Origin of the sequence: Burkholderia sp. IMCC1007, from assembly GCF_027257875.1 — a bacterium.
GTDB lineage: Bacteria > Pseudomonadota > Gammaproteobacteria > Burkholderiales > Burkholderiaceae > Burkholderia.
In genome coordinates this window covers 13,440-27,291 of sequence record NZ_JAPVQY010000021.1, presented here as the reverse complement: position 1 = coordinate 27,291, position 13,852 = coordinate 13,440, and the positions used below count along the sequence as shown (strand labels likewise).

Genomic DNA, 13,852 nt, shown 5'->3' with positions numbered 1-13,852 from the left:
CTTGGCGGGCCGGTGTCGCCCACCCCTTGCCGGATGCGGCGCTCAGACCGCTGCTTCGTTCTCTTCGCCGGTGCGGATGCGGATCACGCGCTCGACGTCCGACACGAAGATCTTGCCGTCGCCGATCTTGCCCGTGCGCGCCGCGCCGATCACCGCATCGATCACCTGGTCGACCTGCGTTTCCGCGACGACGACCTCGATCTTCATCTTCGGCAGGAAATCGACGACGTACTCGGCGCCGCGATACAGCTCGGTGTGCCCTTTCTGGCGGCCGAAGCCCTTCACTTCCGTCACGGTCAGGCCGGTGAGGCCGACTTCGGCGAGCGCTTCGCGAACTTCGTCCAGCTTGAACGGCTTGATGATGGCGGTGATGCGTTTCATGATGGTTGTCCCTCGATGCTCGTTTGGGTGAAAAATCGCGACCCCGATTGTAAGCCGGCGGGCCGCATCCGGCCCAGCACCCTCAATCGAGCCGTTCGGTAAAGCGCGACGTGACGGGGTAGCGCCAGTCGCGCCCGAACGCGCGATGCGTGACGCGAATGCCGATCGGCGCCTGGCGGCGCTTGTATTCGTTGACCTTGATGAGCCGCGTCACGCGCGCGACGTCGGCCTCCGCGTAGCCTGCCGCGACGATCTCCGCGAGCGGCAGGTCCTCTTCCATGTACATCCGCATGATCGCGTCGAGCACGTCGTATGGCGGCAGGCTGTCCTGGTCGGTCTGGTTCTCGCGCAGCTCGGCCGACGGCGCGCGCGTCAGGATCCGCTCGGGAATCACGTCGCGCGGCCCGAAGTCGGCACTCGCGTTGCGATAGCGGCAGAGCCGGTAGACCAGCGTTTTCGCGATGTCCTTGATCACCGCGAAACCGCCGGCCATGTCGCCGTACAGCGTGCAGTAGCCGACCGCCATCTCGCTCTTGTTGCCGGTCGTCAGCACGATCGAGCCGAACTTGTTCGACAGCGCCATCAGCAGCGTGCCGCGGATACGCGCCTGGATGTTCTCTTCCGTCGCATCTTCCGCGCGGCCCGCGAATTCGTTCGCGAGCGCCGCGCGGAACGCGTCGAACATCGGCGCGATCGCGATCTCGTCGTAGCGCACGCCGACGCGCCGCGCCATCTCCGCCGCGTCGGTCGTCGAGATATCGGCCGTATAGCGCGACGGCATCATCACCGCGCGCACGCGCTCGGGCCCGAGCGCATCGCATGCGATGGCGAGCACCAGCGCTGAATCGACACCGCCCGACAGCCCGATCAGCGCGCCGGGAAAACCGTTCTTGCCGATGTAGTCGCGCACGCCGGTCACGAGCGCGCGATAGACCTGCGCGTCGACCGGCAGATCGGGCGCGATCGCGCCCGGCAGCGGCCGCGTGCCGTCGAATTCGACGATCGCATGCCCTTCGTCGAACTGCGGCATCTTCGCGACGAGCGCGCCCTGCGCGTCGAGCACGAACGAGCCGCCGTCGAACACGAGTTCGTCCTGGCCGCCGACCAGGTTCACATACACCATCGGCAGCCCCGTCTCGCCAATCCGCGCGCGCAGGATGTCGATGCGCAGCGCTTCCTTGCCCATGTGGTACGGCGAACCGTTCGGGATCAGCAGCACCTGCGCGCCGGCCGCCTTCGCGATCTGTGCGGCCGACGCATGCCACGCGTCCTCGCAGATGATCACGCCGTACCTCACGCCGTTCAGGTCGAACACGAACGGCTCGGTGTCCGTCGCGAAGTAGCGCTTCTCGTCGAACACGTCGGCGTTCGGCAGATCCTGCTTGCGATAGGTGCCGACGATCTCGCCGCCGACGATCAGCGATACCGCGTTGTAGGTATCGGTCGGCGGCATGCCGCGCTCGATCGGACGGTTTGCATTACCATCGACGGCTGGCGCGCGCGCATCGTCGCCGGCGCTGCTGGCCGCCCCGCTGCCCGGCCCCCTGCCCGGTCCCCTGCCCGGCCCGCGCAACGGATGGCCGACCAGCACCGCGAGCCCGTCGAACGCGCGCAGCGCGTCGGCGAGCGCGTCGAGCGCGGCGGCGGCCGCCGCGTAGAACGCCGGCCGCAGCAGCAGATCCTCGGGCGGATAGCCGGACAGCGCGAGTTCGGGTGCGACCATCAACTGCGCACCATCGTTGTGCGCGGCGCGCGCGGCCGCGACGATTCGCGCGACGTTGCCGGCGAAGTCGCCGACGGTGACGTTGATCTGGGCGAGAGCGAGTCGGGTCTTCATGACGGTCGGCGCAGCCCGGCGGCGCGCGCTGAATGGCTGACGAAATCATCCCGGATGCGGGCCACGGCGGCACGCATCGGGCGGCATCCAACAGTACGGATTCACGCTTGAAACACGAACGCATCGATTATCGCACGGGCATCCTGTCGTCCCCGTCGGAAGTCCCGGCCGACGAATGGAACGCGCTGCTCGACGGCGACGCGCAGCCGACACCGTTCCTGCGCCACGAATTCCTCGACGCGCTGCACGTCACGCGCTGCGCGGTCGACGACACCGGCTGGTCGCCGCATTTCGTCACGCTCACCGACGCGCGCACGGGGCGGCTCGCGGCCGCCGCGCCGGTCTATGCGAAGCAGCATTCGTATGGCGAATACGTGTTCGACTGGGCATGGGCCGACGCGTACCAGCGCAACGGGCTGTCCTACTACCCGAAGCTGCTGTGCGCGGTGCCGTTCACGCCGGTACAGGGCTCCCGCCTCCTCGCCGCCGACGACGATGCGCGCCGGCAGCTCGCGGCCACGCTGCTCGCGTTCGCGGAGCAGAGCGACGTGTCGTCGCTGCACGTGCTGTTCCCGACCGGCGACGAGGCGCGGCTGTTCGAATCGATGGGGATGATGCTGCGCGAAGGCGTGCAGTTTCACTGGCTCAACGACGGCTACCGCGATTTCGACGACTTCCTCGGCACGCTCGAGCAGAAAAAGCGCAAGAACATCCGCGCGGAACGCCGCAAGGTGCGCGATGCGGGCGTGACGTTCCGCCGGCTCACCGGCGACATGATCACCGACGCCGACTGGCGCTTCTTCTCGCGCTGCTATCGGCAGACCTACCGCGAACACTATTCGAGCCCGTATCTGAATCTCGACTTCTTCCGCGCGGTCGGCGCGACGATGCCCGAGAACCTGGTGCTCGTGATCGCGCAGGCCGACGGCAAGCCGATCGCGAGTTCGCTCGCCGTCTACCGGCGCGGCGCGCATGGCGGCGGCACGCTGTACGGCCGCTACTGGGGCGCGCTCGAGCACGTGCCGTGCCTGCATTTCGAAACGGCCTACTACCAGCTGCTCGAGTTCTGCATCGAGGCCGGACTCGATACGTTCGAAGGCGGCGCGCAGGGCGAACACAAGCTCGCGCGCGGCTTCCTGCCGACCGTCACGCATTCCGCGCACTGGCTCGCGCACCCGGCGTTCTCGGACGCCGTCGCGCGCTTTCTCGAACGCGAGACCGAGCATATTCACACGTACGTCGACGAACTGCGCGAACACGATCCGTTCCGGCACAGCGGCGGTCGCCCCTGATGCGCGATGCGCGTTACGGTTCGTGGCGGAATTCGCCGACGTTGGCCGCACATCCGCCGAGACCGCCGCGCGAACGACCCCGATCGCGAAATCCGGCGGCCCGCCCGATCTTTTCTGAGACACTGGCGGCTTCGCATCCCGCCGCTTTTCCATGTCCTGGTTTTTGTATCTGATCGAGTGCGCCGACGACAGCGTCTACACGGGCATCACGAACGACGTCGCCGCGCGCTTCGACCAGCACGCGTCCGGCAAGGGCGCGCGCTACACGCGCTCGCGCAAGCCGCGCGCGGTGCTCGCGTCGTTCCCGCTGCCCGACCGGTCGATCGCGTCGCGCGTCGAATACTGGGTGAAGCGGCTCACGCCCGCGCAGAAACGCGAACTGGCGGCCGGGATCCGGACGCTCGAATCGGTGTTGCCGGCCGGGATGTCGATCGACGGGAATGTCGGTGTCGGTGTCGATGCGGCGAGTTTGAAGACCGAAGCGCGCGGGCGCAAGAAGGGGAAGAAAGCGCAGCAAGCCGACATCGGGACGCAGGCGGCCGAAGCGGAACGACCCGTCAGGAAAGCCGCGAAGGCCGGCGATGACGGGAAGGCGGCCCGTCCTGCCAGGACCGTGAAGTCCGGGACAACCGCTCGGACGTCCACGAAGACACAGGCCACGCCCGCGACGAAGCGGGCCAAGACCGGCGACGCTGCCGACGCAGGAAAGAAGACTTCAACACGCGGCACCGCGGCCAAGCAGGAAAAGCCGGCGACGAACGCGGCGCCGAAGTCGAAGCCGAAAGCGCGGGCCGCCGGCCGCAAGTCCATCGCGAAGGAACGCGCCGGCACGGCTTCCACGCCGACGCGCCGCCGCGCATCGATGAGCAAGACCCCGACCGAAGCCGTCGAAGCCGCAGCCCCCGTGGTCACCAAGCGCCGCGCAATAAGCGCAACGAGCAAAACAAGCGCGAAAAGCGCGAATGCCGCACCCGACGACGCCGCTCTGCCCGCGCCGGCGCCCGCCCACACCCGAAAGAAAACGGCACCCGCCGCCACACCGCGCCAAAAACAAAACCGCGCGGCCTCCTGAGGAGACACGCGCGGTTTGCGTGGCGGGCGAGGCGACCGTCCGGCCGTCCGGCCGGCTTTACTTCTTGTAGTTCGCGGCGCCGTCGGTGATTTCCTTGTGCGCGGCTTCGATGCCGGCCCAGCCTTCGACCTTCACCCACTTGCCCTTCTCGAGCGCCTTGTATTGCTCGAAGAAGTGCTTGATCTGGTCCTTCAGGTACTCGGGCACGTCGTCGATCGACTTCAGGTTGGCCGTCATCGGGCAGATCTTGTCGTGCGGCACCGCGACCAGCTTCGCGTCGACGCCCGACTCGTCGGTCATCTGCAGCATGCCGAGCACGCGCGAACGCACGATCGAGCCGGCCAGCAGCGGGAACGGCGTGATCACCAGCACGTCGACCGGATCGCCGTCGCCCGACAGCGTCTGCGGAATGTAGCCGTAGTTCACCGGATAGCGCATGCCGGTACCGATGAAGCGGTCGACGACGAGGAGACCCAGCTCCTTGTCCGCCTCGTACTTCACCGGGTCGCTTTGCGCCGGGATCTCGATGATCACGTTGAAATCGTGCGGCAGGTCCTTGCCGGCCGGAACATGGTTGAAGCTCATAGGCGCTCTCTGTTGGTCGATGGAATTCGGGACAGGGGCGCCGCGGCCGATGCACCGCCGCGGGCGTCCCGCCAAGGAATGCGCCATTATAGCCAATCGACCGGTGGCGTCCGGATGACGATCGGCGCGATAATCGTTCCGGATGTCCGGTCATCGGGCCAACGCCCCGTTGCGCGTCCGCCGCGAAGCATGCGATCCGATAAGTGCTGAAGCGCTCACGCGAGGCGGCCGTGAAGCGTGGGACCGATAAATGCTGGAGCGCTAACTCGGGGCGACCGCGTAGCATGGAGGCCCGATAAGTGCCGAACGGCTAATTCAGGCCGACCGCGAAGCATAGGACCCGAGCAAGCGCCGAAGGGCTAATTCAGGCCGACCGCGAAGCATAGGACCCGAGCAAGCGCCGAAGGGCTAATTCAGGCCGACCGCGAAGCATGGAACCCGATAGGCGCTGAAGCGCTGACGTGGGTCGACCGCGAAGCATGGGACCCAAGTAAGCGCTAAAGCGCCAACTTGGGTCGACAGGAGCAGGCATGGAAGAAGCGAAGCACTTCATTGCGGGCGAATGGACGTTGCCTGCGCAACTGGAGACGATCCCCGTCGTCGATCCGTCCGACGGCCAGCCGTTCGCGACGATCGCGCGCGGCACGGCACCCGACATCGAGCGCGCGGTCGCCGCGGCCCGCGACGCGTTCGCGGGCCCGTGGGGCGCGACAAGCGCCGCCGAACGCGGCCGCGCACTGATGCGGCTGTCCGCACGCGTCGCCGATCACCTCGAGGAACTCGCCAAGATCGAGGCGCGCGACACCGGCAAGCCGCTGAAGCAGGCACGCGCCGACGCAGCCGCGCTCGCGCGCTACTTCGAGTTCTACGCGGGCGCCGCCGACAAGCTGCACGGCGAAACCCTGCCCTATCAGGCCGGCTACACGGTGCTCACCGTGCGCGAACCGCACGGCGTCACCGGCCACATCGTGCCGTGGAACTACCCGATGCAGATCTTCGGGCGCAGCGTCGGCGCGGCGCTCGCGGCCGGCAACGCGTGCGTCGTGAAGCCGGCCGAGGACGCGTGCCTGTCGGTGCTGCGCGTCGCCGAGCTGGCCGCCGAAGCCGGGTTGCCGGCCGGCGCACTGAACATCGTCACCGGCTACGGCCATGAAGCCGGCGCCGCGCTCGCGCGCCACCCCGGCATCGACCACATCTCGTTTACCGGCTCGCCCGCGACCGGCAAGCTCGTCACGCAGATGGCCGCCGAGAACCACGTACCCGTCACGCTCGAACTGGGCGGCAAGTCGCCGCAGATCGTGTTCGCCGACGCCGATCTCGAAGCGGCGCTGCCCGTGCTGGTGTCCGCGATCGTGCAGAACGGCGGGCAAACCTGCTCGGCCGGCAGCCGCGTGCTGATCGAGCGCGCGATCTACGAGCCGCTCGTCGAACGGCTCGCGACCGCATTCAACGGGCTGCGCGTCGGCCCGAGCCGCGCGGACCTCGACTGCGGCCCGCTGATCAACGCGCAGCAGCAGCAACGCGTGTGGGACTTCCTGTCCGATGCGCAGCACGACGGCATTCCGATGGCCGCGCACGGCCAGGTCGTGGCCGACGCGCCCGAAAGCGGCTTCTACCAGGCGCCCGCGCTGTTGCGCGACGTGCCGTCGTCGCACCGGCTCGCGCAGGAGGAAGTGTTCGGCCCGGTGCTCGCCGCGATGCGCTTCGCCGACGAAGACGAAGCGGTCGCACTCGCGAACGGCACGCCCTACGGCCTCGTCGCGGGCATCTGGACGCGCGACGGTGCGCGTCAAATGCGGCTCGCGCGGCGGCTGCGCGCGGGCCAGGTGTTCATCAACAACTACGGCGCGGGCGGCGGCGTCGAATTGCCGTTCGGCGGCGTCGGGCACTCGGGGCACGGCCGCGAGAAAGGCTTCGAGGCGCTGTACGGCTTCACCACGCTGAAGACGATCGCGATCCGGCACGGCTGAACACGGCTGGCAACGACCGGCCGCACCATGCACTCATCCAACCCAGGAGACACACCATGCGGTTGAGCGGCAAGACGGCCGTCGTCACGGGCGGCGGCTCGGGTTTCGGCGAAGGCATCGCGAAGACGTACGCGCGCGAAGGCGCGAACGTCGTCGTCAACGACCTGAACGGCGCGGCGGCCGAGCGTGTCGCGAGCGAGATCGCGCTGGCGGGCGGCAAGGCGATCGCGGTCGCGGGCGACGTGTCGCGCGACGACGATTGGCGCGCGCTGCTGCAGGCCGCGCTCGACGACTTCCATGCGGTGCAGATCGTCGTGAACAACGCCGGCACCACGCACCGCAACAAGCCGGTGCTCGACGTGACGGAAGCGGAGTTCGACCGCGTGTACGCCGTCAACATGAAGAGCCTGTTCTGGAGCGTGCAGACCTTCGTTCCGTACTTTCGCGCGCAGGGCGGCGGCGTGTTCGTGAACGTCGCGTCGACGGCCGGCGTGCGCCCGCGCCCGGGCCTCGTCTGGTACAACAGCACGAAGGGCGCGATGATCACCGCGAGCAAGTCGCTCGCAGCCGAGCTCGGCGCCGACCGGATCCGCGTGAACTGCATCAATCCGGTGCTCGGCGAGACGGCGCTGATGACCGAATTCATGGGCTGCGAAGACACACCCGAGAATCGCAGCCGGTTCCTCGCGACGATTCCGCTCGGCCGCTTCTCGACGCCGCAGGACATCGCGAACGCGGCCCTTTACCTCGCATCCGACGAAGCCGAGTTCATCACCGGCGTCTGTCTCGAAGTCGACGGCGGGCGCTGCATCTAGCCGCACGACCGTGATTGCGCCGCGCCGGCAACGCCGGCCGGCGCCGCATCTCCGCATGAGCAGTGCCTCGCACGACCCCGGATCGGGCGCCGCCGCGCCGGCTCCGGCCACCACAAGAAACGACAGGAGACAACATGGCAACATCGACGCAGTCGCTGCCGGGCTCGTCCGGCGCATTCGAGGAAGCAACCTACCGCAAGGTGTCGTGGCGGCTCACCCCGCTGCTGCTGCTGTGCTACGTGGTCGCGTATCTCGACCGCGTCAACGTCGGCTTCGCGAAGCTGCAGATGGCGAGCGACCTGAATCTCAGCGATACCGTCTACGGGCTCGGCGCCGGGATCTTCTTCTTCGGCTACTTTCTGTTCGAAGTCCCGAGCAACATCATCCTGCACAAGGTCGGCGCGCGTGTGTGGATCGCGCGCATCATGGCGACGTGGGGCGTGATCTCGATCCTGACGATGTTCGTCACGACACCCGCGATGTTCTACGTGATGCGCTTTTTGCTCGGCGTCGCCGAGGCCGGCTTCTTCCCCGGCGTGATCCTGTACCTCACCTACTGGTATCCCGCGCACCGGCGCGGCCGGATGACCACGTTCTTCATGACCGCCGTCGCATTGTCGGGCGTGATCGGCGGGCCGATCTCGGGCTTCATCCTGAAGGCGTTCAATGGCGTGAGCGGCTGGCACGGCTGGCAGTGGCTGTTCCTGCTCGAAGGGATTCCGTCGGTGCTGGCCGGCGTGCTCGTGTTCTTCGCGCTCGACGACCGGATCTCGAAGGCGACCTGGCTCACCGCCGAAGAAAAGGCGCTGCTCGCGCGCAACGTCGAAGCGGAGGAAGCGACGAAGGAAGACCTGCCGCTCGGCACCGTGATGTCGAGCCCGCGCGTATGGCTGATGGCGCTCATCTATTTCTCGTTCGTGATGGGCCTCTACGGCGTCGGCTTCTGGCTGCCGACGATCATCAAGGCGACCGGCGTCGTCGACACGTTCATGATCGGCCTGTTGTCGGCGGTTCCGTATGCGGCGGCGGTGGTCGCGATGATCCTGATCGCGCGCAGTGCCGACAAGCGCCGCGAACGACGCTGGCACCTGGCGATTCCGGCCGCGTTCGGCGCGCTCGGGCTCGTGCTGTCGGTAATCTGGGCGCACCAGACGGCACTCGCGATGCTCGGCCTCACGCTCGCGACGATGGGCATCCTGACCACGCTGCCGCTGTTCTGGAGCCTGCCGACCGCATTCCTCGGCGGCGCGGCGGCGGCCGCCGGCATCGCGATGATCAACTCGATCGGCAACCTCGCGGGCTTCATCAGCCCGTACATGATGGGCTGGCTCAAGCAGGCGACCGGCGCGAATGACGCGGGCATGTACATGCTCGCCGGGTTCCTCGTGCTCGGCGGGCTGCTCGCGCTGTCGGTGCCGAAACGGCTGGTCGACAAGTGATGCCGCGCATATGACGATCCCGTCGACAACGGACGAAAAAAGCCCCGAACGCCGCACGGCGTTCGGGGCCTGCTTGCGCAGCGCCGCGTCAGACCACGGTGATCGCGAGCGCGCTTTCGCGGTAGTGCTTGGCGGCCTTGTCGGTTTCGCCGAGATGCTCGAACAGGCGCGCGAGCGCACGGTGCGCACGCACCTTCAGCGCCTCGTTGTCGGCCTGCTTCAGCGCGGCTTCGAGGAACGACTGCGCCTTGCCCCACAGTTGTTGCTGCTGGCACAGACGGCCGAGCGCGAACAACAGGTCGGCATCGTCCGGATGGTCCTTCTTCCACCCTTCGGCCTTCTGGATCAGCGGCAGCGCATCGCCGCCGGCGGTGTCCGGATAGCGGCGCAGCAGGCGCGCATCCCAGTTGTGCGCGAGCGCGTCCTCGACGATCCGGCGCGCCTCGGTGCGGCGCTCGAGCTGCACCAGCAAATCGGCCGCGAGATCGGCGAGACGCGGCGACTGGCGCTCGAGCGGCGACAGCGACTGCCACACTTCGAGCAGCGCATCCGGATCGTGCCGGCGCTCGCGCAGCAGGTTTTCCGCGGCCTGCTGGCGCAGCCGCACGGCCGCGGCCGGATGCAGCGCCTCGCGCTTCTCGAGCGCCTTCGCGAGCTTCAGCACCTCGGCCCAGTTCTTCAACTGCTGTTGCGCGCGCAGCGCGACCTGTTGCGCATGAATGCGCTTGCCGCCCGCCTGCAGGTCGGCCAGCGCGGCGAGCGCGCCGTCCGCATCGCGTGCGTCGGCGCGCATGTCGGCCGACGCGAGCAGCCGTGCGTCCTGCCATTCGGGCGCATCGACCTTCGACAGCCAGTCGTCGCGACGCGTGTACTCGTGCATCCGGTGCGCGGCCGTCGCGGCGACGAGGCTCGCGGCGCCCTGGTTCGCATCGACCGCGAGCGCATCGCGCGCGGCCTTCTCGGCGCGCGAGAAGCGGCCCGCGTACAGGTTCGCGATCGCATCGCGCAGCGACGCCTGGGCCTTCTCGTTACGCGAACGCGCGCGATACGCGGCGACCCGCTGCGGCATGCGCCAGATGTTGCGCACGATGCGCAGCAGCGCATACACGACGATGAACAGCACCACGATGGCGATCACGAACAGGTTCAGCGACACGTCGACCCGGTACGGCGGATAGACGAGCAGCACCTGCCCCGCATCGAAACGGCCGACCGTGGCGAGTGCGACGGCGATCGCGAACAGGATCGCGAGCCAGACGATTCCTCGAAGCGTCATCGTTACCCCCGGCTCTTGAACTGCTGAACGGCGTTCAGGCTCGTGTTCAGGTTCGGCACCGCGACCGTCAGCGATGCGCCGTCGACCTGCTTGAGCAGATCCTCGACCGATTGCGTGTCCTTCGATGCCTGGTCGAAATACTTGCCGAGCGACGCCTGCGCCGCATGCAGGTCGGCCTTCATCGCGCTGTCGTTGCGTGCGAGCAGCGACAGTCGCGCGGTGAGCAGGCGCAGCTTCACGTTCTCGCGCACGAAGTAGCCCTGGTCGGGCGATGCGAGCATCGCATCGGCGTTGTCGATCCGGCGCACCTGCACGAGGCCCTTCAGCTGCTGGCCCAGGCCAGCCGAGAAGTCATGCCACCACACCTTCCAGCGCGGCGCGTCGGCGGCGACCGACGACGCGGCGTCGGCCGGCGCGGCCTGCGGCGCCGCGTGCGGGACGATCGCCTCGCCCGACAGCGGCAGCGTGTCGATCTTCGCGATCGCGTCGTCGAGCTTGATCGCGAGGCCCGTCAGGTCGGCCGACGGTGCGGCCTTCAGCTTCTCGATGTCCTGCTCGAGCGCCTTGCGCACCGTGACGGCCTGCGCGCTCTGCGACGTCGCGAGACGCGCGTCGGCATTCTGCAGCGCGATCAGCGCGAGCTGCGTGTTGCCCGTCAGCTGCAGCTGCTGGCTCGCGCTCGACAGCATCTGGTCGACTTCCTCGAGCATCCATGCGTCGCGGTTGCGCGACAGGTCCTGGTATTGCTGTTGCAGCGCCTGCTGCGCGCTCTGCGCATCGGCGAGCTTGCCGTCGAGCTGCGCGAGCTGCGTGTCGACCTGGTGCGTGCTCGCGAGCGCCTGCTCAGTCTTCATGCGGGTCTCGGCCGTCTGCGCATCGAGCGCCTTCTGGCGCGCGACGAACGAATCGCCGAGCCGGTCGACCTTGCGGTTCAGCGCGTAGCCGCCGACCCCGGCCGCGCAGCCAAGCACGACGATGACGAACCACAGCACCGCGCTGCCGCCGCGGCGCGCATGCGGCTCGGACGCGAGATAAGGCGGACGGGGCGGCGGTGCGGATGCAGCGGCCGGCTGGGAAGCGACGCTTTTGGAATCGTTGGTATCTGTCATGCGTTTAGTCACCGGTGCGGCTGTCGCCGGTTGGACGGCCTCGTCGGCCATCGTTCGAAACGCGCGGACGATGCGCTCATCGCCCGCGCCGGTCAGCATAATCCTATCAAAACCCAGTGCGCGCGCGCTCTGCTCGATGCGCGGATGCGGCGTCACGAGCGGCGCGTGCTTCAGCGCGTCGATCTCCGCGTCGTTCAGGTGCGTGCGTGCGAGTTCGTGCAGGTTGCGCACGCCTTCCGAACTCGTGACGAGCCACGCATGCGGCGCGCCGGCGAGCAGTGCATGCACGCGCTCCCACACGGCCACGCGCGGCTCCGGCACGACGCGCCGGTACGCGGCGACGAGCGTGACGTCCGCGCCGGCCTCGCGCAGCCGCTCGGCGAGCCATTCGCGGCCGCCGTCGCCGCGCACGATCAGCACGCGTTTGCCGGCGAGCGCCTGCGCGCCGCCGAATGCGGCCTCGATGCTCGCGAACAGGCTTTCGGAATCGTAATGAGGGACGCCGCTGTCGGCCGGCGCCTGCGGTGCGATCACGCGATGCGCGGGCGCGGCGATGCCGTGACGCTCGAGCGCGGCGACGCTGCCGGGCCCGACGACGCCGATCGGCAGCGCATTCGGCCAGATCGCGCCGTACTGCGCGAGCGCGCGGTCGATCGCATTCGGCGACACGAAGATCACGAGCGCGTAGTCGGCGAGTTGGGCGAGTGCCGCCTCGAGCGGCGCCGGATCGTCGACCGGCGCGATGTCGATCAGCGGAAATTCGAGCACGTCGCAGCCGGCTTCGGCCAGCTGCGACGCGAGTGTGGCCGACTGGCCGTCCGGGCGGGTCAGGACGGCGGTGAACGCACGCGCGCCGCCCGCCATCAGGCGTCGCCCTTGCCGGCCTGCGACGCGGCGAGCAGTGCGTTGACGATGTCGAGCGCGCCCTGCGCCTCCAGCTCGTCGGACACCGCTCGGCCGAGCGCGAGCGCGTCGGCGACGGTGATGACGGAGCCGCATTCCTCGGCCGTCAGCACACGCCGGCCGTCGGTCGTCGATACGCGGCCCGTCAGGTACAGCTCGCCCGCGCGCCACACCGCATGCGCGGCGAGCGGCACTTCGCAGCTGCCGCCGAGTGCACGCGACACCATCCGCTCGGCCTCGACCGCGAGCGCGGTCTGCGGGTCGTGCAGCGGTGCGAGCCACGCCGCGACGTCGGCACGGTGCGCGGCGATCTCGATGCCGAGCGCGCCCTGGCCGGCGGCCGGCGGGCTGTCCTCGACGTCGATCAGTGCGCGGATCCGCGCGTCCAGGCCGAGGCGCTTCAGGCCCGCGGCCGCGAGGATGATCGCCGCGTAGTCGCCGCGATCGAGTTTGGACAGGCGCGTGTCGAGATTGCCGCGCAGCGGCAGCACGTCGAGGTGCGGATAGCGCGCGCGCAGCATCGCCTCGCGGCGCAGGCTCGACGTGCCGACGACCGCGCCGGCCGGCAGCGCGTCGAGCGACGCGTAGTCGTTCGACACGAACGCGTCGCGCGGATCCTCGCGCGCCATGATCGCGGTGAGCGCGAAGCCGTCGGGCAGCGCCATCGGCACATCCTTCAGCGAATGCACGGCCAGATCGGCACGACCGTCGGCGAGCGCGTTCTCCAGCTCCTTCACGAACAGGCCCTTGCCACCGACCTTCGACAGCGTGCGATCGAGAATCTGATCGCCACGGGTCGTCATCCCGAGGATTTTCACGTCACAAGCTGGATATAATTTGCGCAGCGCATCACGCACATGTTCGGCTTGCCACATCGCCAGGCGGCTCTCACGCGAAGCAATCGTCAGCGTCGCGGGCGGCTGCGTCTGTCGCGGCCCTGCCGCAGGAATCTCGGAATTCATTGCTGGAACATCGAAGGACGGGATTGAAGATCGAACAATGGTAGCACGCACGCCCCGGCCCGCCCGGGCCCGGAGCCTGCGCCCGCCCCGCTTCGGCGCGGGCGGCGACGCCGATGCGCGAATGTGCCGTACATAGCTGGTTGCTTGACCGCAGTTCCCGTAGTTTCCGCAGTCCCCGCAGTCCCTTTTGACTCGAGCTTTCCCAAGGAAA

General features: G+C 68.5%; 11 protein-coding genes. 5 read left to right on the top strand and 6 right to left on the bottom strand.

Annotated elements, in window-relative coordinates; all coding sequences use genetic code 11:
- Nucleotides 1-42: 42 nt before the first annotated feature.
- Together O1Q03_RS19185 and O1Q03_RS19180 are read right to left on the bottom strand one after the other, a co-directional pair.
- On the bottom strand, nt 43-381 hold the full coding sequence (locus O1Q03_RS19185; protein ID WP_128841862.1) for a P-II family nitrogen regulator: 339 nt from the start codon (nt 379-381) through the stop codon (nt 43-45).
- A gap of 82 nt (nt 382-463) precedes the next feature.
- Nucleotides 464-2,218 (bottom strand): NAD+ synthase, encoded by a 1,755-nt coding sequence (locus O1Q03_RS19180; protein ID WP_269505422.1) that lies wholly within the window; start codon nt 2,216-2,218, stop codon nt 464-466.
- A gap of 107 nt (nt 2,219-2,325) precedes the next feature.
- Here O1Q03_RS19180 and O1Q03_RS19175 point away from each other — a divergent pair, with 107 nt between their 5' ends.
- Both O1Q03_RS19175 and O1Q03_RS19170 read left to right on the top strand, forming a co-directional pair.
- On the top strand, nt 2,326-3,510 hold the full coding sequence (locus O1Q03_RS19175; RefSeq protein ID WP_269505419.1) for a GNAT family N-acetyltransferase: 1,185 nt from the start codon (nt 2,326-2,328) through the stop codon (nt 3,508-3,510).
- Between the two features lie 151 nt (nt 3,511-3,661).
- Entirely contained in the window at nt 3,662-4,582 is a 921-nt protein-coding gene (locus O1Q03_RS19170; protein ID WP_269505417.1) for a GIY-YIG nuclease family protein, read from the top strand.
- 57 nt (nt 4,583-4,639) lie between these two features.
- Here the strand turns inward: O1Q03_RS19170 and ppa are convergent, their stop codons facing one another.
- Nucleotides 4,640-5,167 carry an inorganic diphosphatase gene (ppa, locus tag O1Q03_RS19165; RefSeq protein ID WP_269505415.1) on the bottom strand — a complete coding sequence of 176 codons (528 nt, stop codon included), beginning with the start codon at nt 5,165-5,167 and terminating at the stop codon, nt 4,640-4,642.
- Nucleotides 5,168-5,697: 530 nt separating this feature from the next.
- Between ppa and O1Q03_RS19160 the strand changes: the two genes are divergently transcribed.
- The 3 genes from O1Q03_RS19160 to O1Q03_RS19150 all read left to right on the top strand — a co-directional run bounded on the left by O1Q03_RS19160 (nt 5,698) and on the right by O1Q03_RS19150 (nt 9,391).
- Nucleotides 5,698-7,137, top strand: a complete 1,440-nt coding sequence (locus O1Q03_RS19160; protein ID WP_269505414.1) for an aldehyde dehydrogenase family protein — start codon at nt 5,698-5,700, stop codon at nt 7,135-7,137.
- A 56-nt stretch (nt 7,138-7,193) separates the two neighbouring features.
- Nucleotides 7,194-7,952 (top strand): SDR family oxidoreductase, encoded by a 759-nt coding sequence (locus O1Q03_RS19155; protein WP_269505412.1) that lies wholly within the window; start codon nt 7,194-7,196, stop codon nt 7,950-7,952.
- Nucleotides 7,953-8,086: 134 nt separating this feature from the next.
- Complete coding sequence (locus tag O1Q03_RS19150) at nt 8,087-9,391, top strand: MFS transporter (RefSeq protein WP_269505410.1); 1,305 nt, start codon at nt 8,087-8,089, stop codon at nt 9,389-9,391.
- An 88-nt stretch (nt 9,392-9,479) separates the two neighbouring features.
- On the opposite strand, the gene O1Q03_RS19145 is transcribed toward O1Q03_RS19150, so the two are convergent.
- From O1Q03_RS19145 to hemC, 3 genes are read right to left on the bottom strand one after another with little or no spacing between them, the layout of a single operon-like run.
- Complete coding sequence (locus O1Q03_RS19145; RefSeq protein WP_269505409.1) at nt 9,480-10,667, bottom strand: heme biosynthesis protein HemY; 1,188 nt, start codon at nt 10,665-10,667, stop codon at nt 9,480-9,482.
- Between the two features lie 2 nt (nt 10,668-10,669).
- On the bottom strand, nt 10,670-12,640 hold the full coding sequence (hemDX, locus tag O1Q03_RS19140; RefSeq protein ID WP_269505408.1) for a fused uroporphyrinogen-III synthase HemD/membrane protein HemX: 1,971 nt from the start codon (nt 12,638-12,640) through the stop codon (nt 10,670-10,672).
- Complete coding sequence (gene hemC / locus O1Q03_RS19135; RefSeq protein ID WP_269505407.1) at nt 12,640-13,641, bottom strand: hydroxymethylbilane synthase; 1,002 nt, start codon at nt 13,639-13,641, stop codon at nt 12,640-12,642. Before hemC ends, hemDX begins: the two co-directional genes overlap by 1 nt.
- Nucleotides 13,642-13,852: the final 211 nt, after the last annotated feature.

What these genes read in the sequence shown, in the direction of transcription:
- O1Q03_RS19185 (WP_128841862.1), bottom strand. Translation starts at nt 381, where the DNA reads ATGAAACGCATCACCGCCATCATCAAGCCGTTCAAGCTGGACGAAGTT.
- O1Q03_RS19180 (WP_269505422.1), bottom strand. Translation starts at nt 2,218, where the DNA reads ATGAAGACCCGACTCGCTCTCGCCCAGATCAACGTCACCGTCGGCGAC.
- O1Q03_RS19170 (WP_269505417.1), top strand. Translation starts at nt 3,662, where the DNA reads ATGTCCTGGTTTTTGTATCTGATCGAGTGCGCCGACGACAGCGTCTAC.
- ppa (WP_269505415.1), bottom strand. Translation starts at nt 5,167, where the DNA reads ATGAGCTTCAACCATGTTCCGGCCGGCAAGGACCTGCCGCACGATTTC.
- O1Q03_RS19160 (WP_269505414.1), top strand. Translation starts at nt 5,698, where the DNA reads ATGGAAGAAGCGAAGCACTTCATTGCGGGCGAATGGACGTTGCCTGCG.
- O1Q03_RS19155 (WP_269505412.1), top strand. Translation starts at nt 7,194, where the DNA reads ATGCGGTTGAGCGGCAAGACGGCCGTCGTCACGGGCGGCGGCTCGGGT.
- O1Q03_RS19150 (WP_269505410.1), top strand. Translation starts at nt 8,087, where the DNA reads ATGGCAACATCGACGCAGTCGCTGCCGGGCTCGTCCGGCGCATTCGAG.
- O1Q03_RS19145 (WP_269505409.1), bottom strand. Translation starts at nt 10,667, where the DNA reads ATGACGCTTCGAGGAATCGTCTGGCTCGCGATCCTGTTCGCGATCGCC.
- hemDX (WP_269505408.1), bottom strand. Translation starts at nt 12,640, where the DNA reads ATGGCGGGCGGCGCGCGTGCGTTCACCGCCGTCCTGACCCGCCCGGAC.
- hemC (WP_269505407.1), bottom strand. Translation starts at nt 13,641, where the DNA reads ATGAATTCCGAGATTCCTGCGGCAGGGCCGCGACAGACGCAGCCGCCC.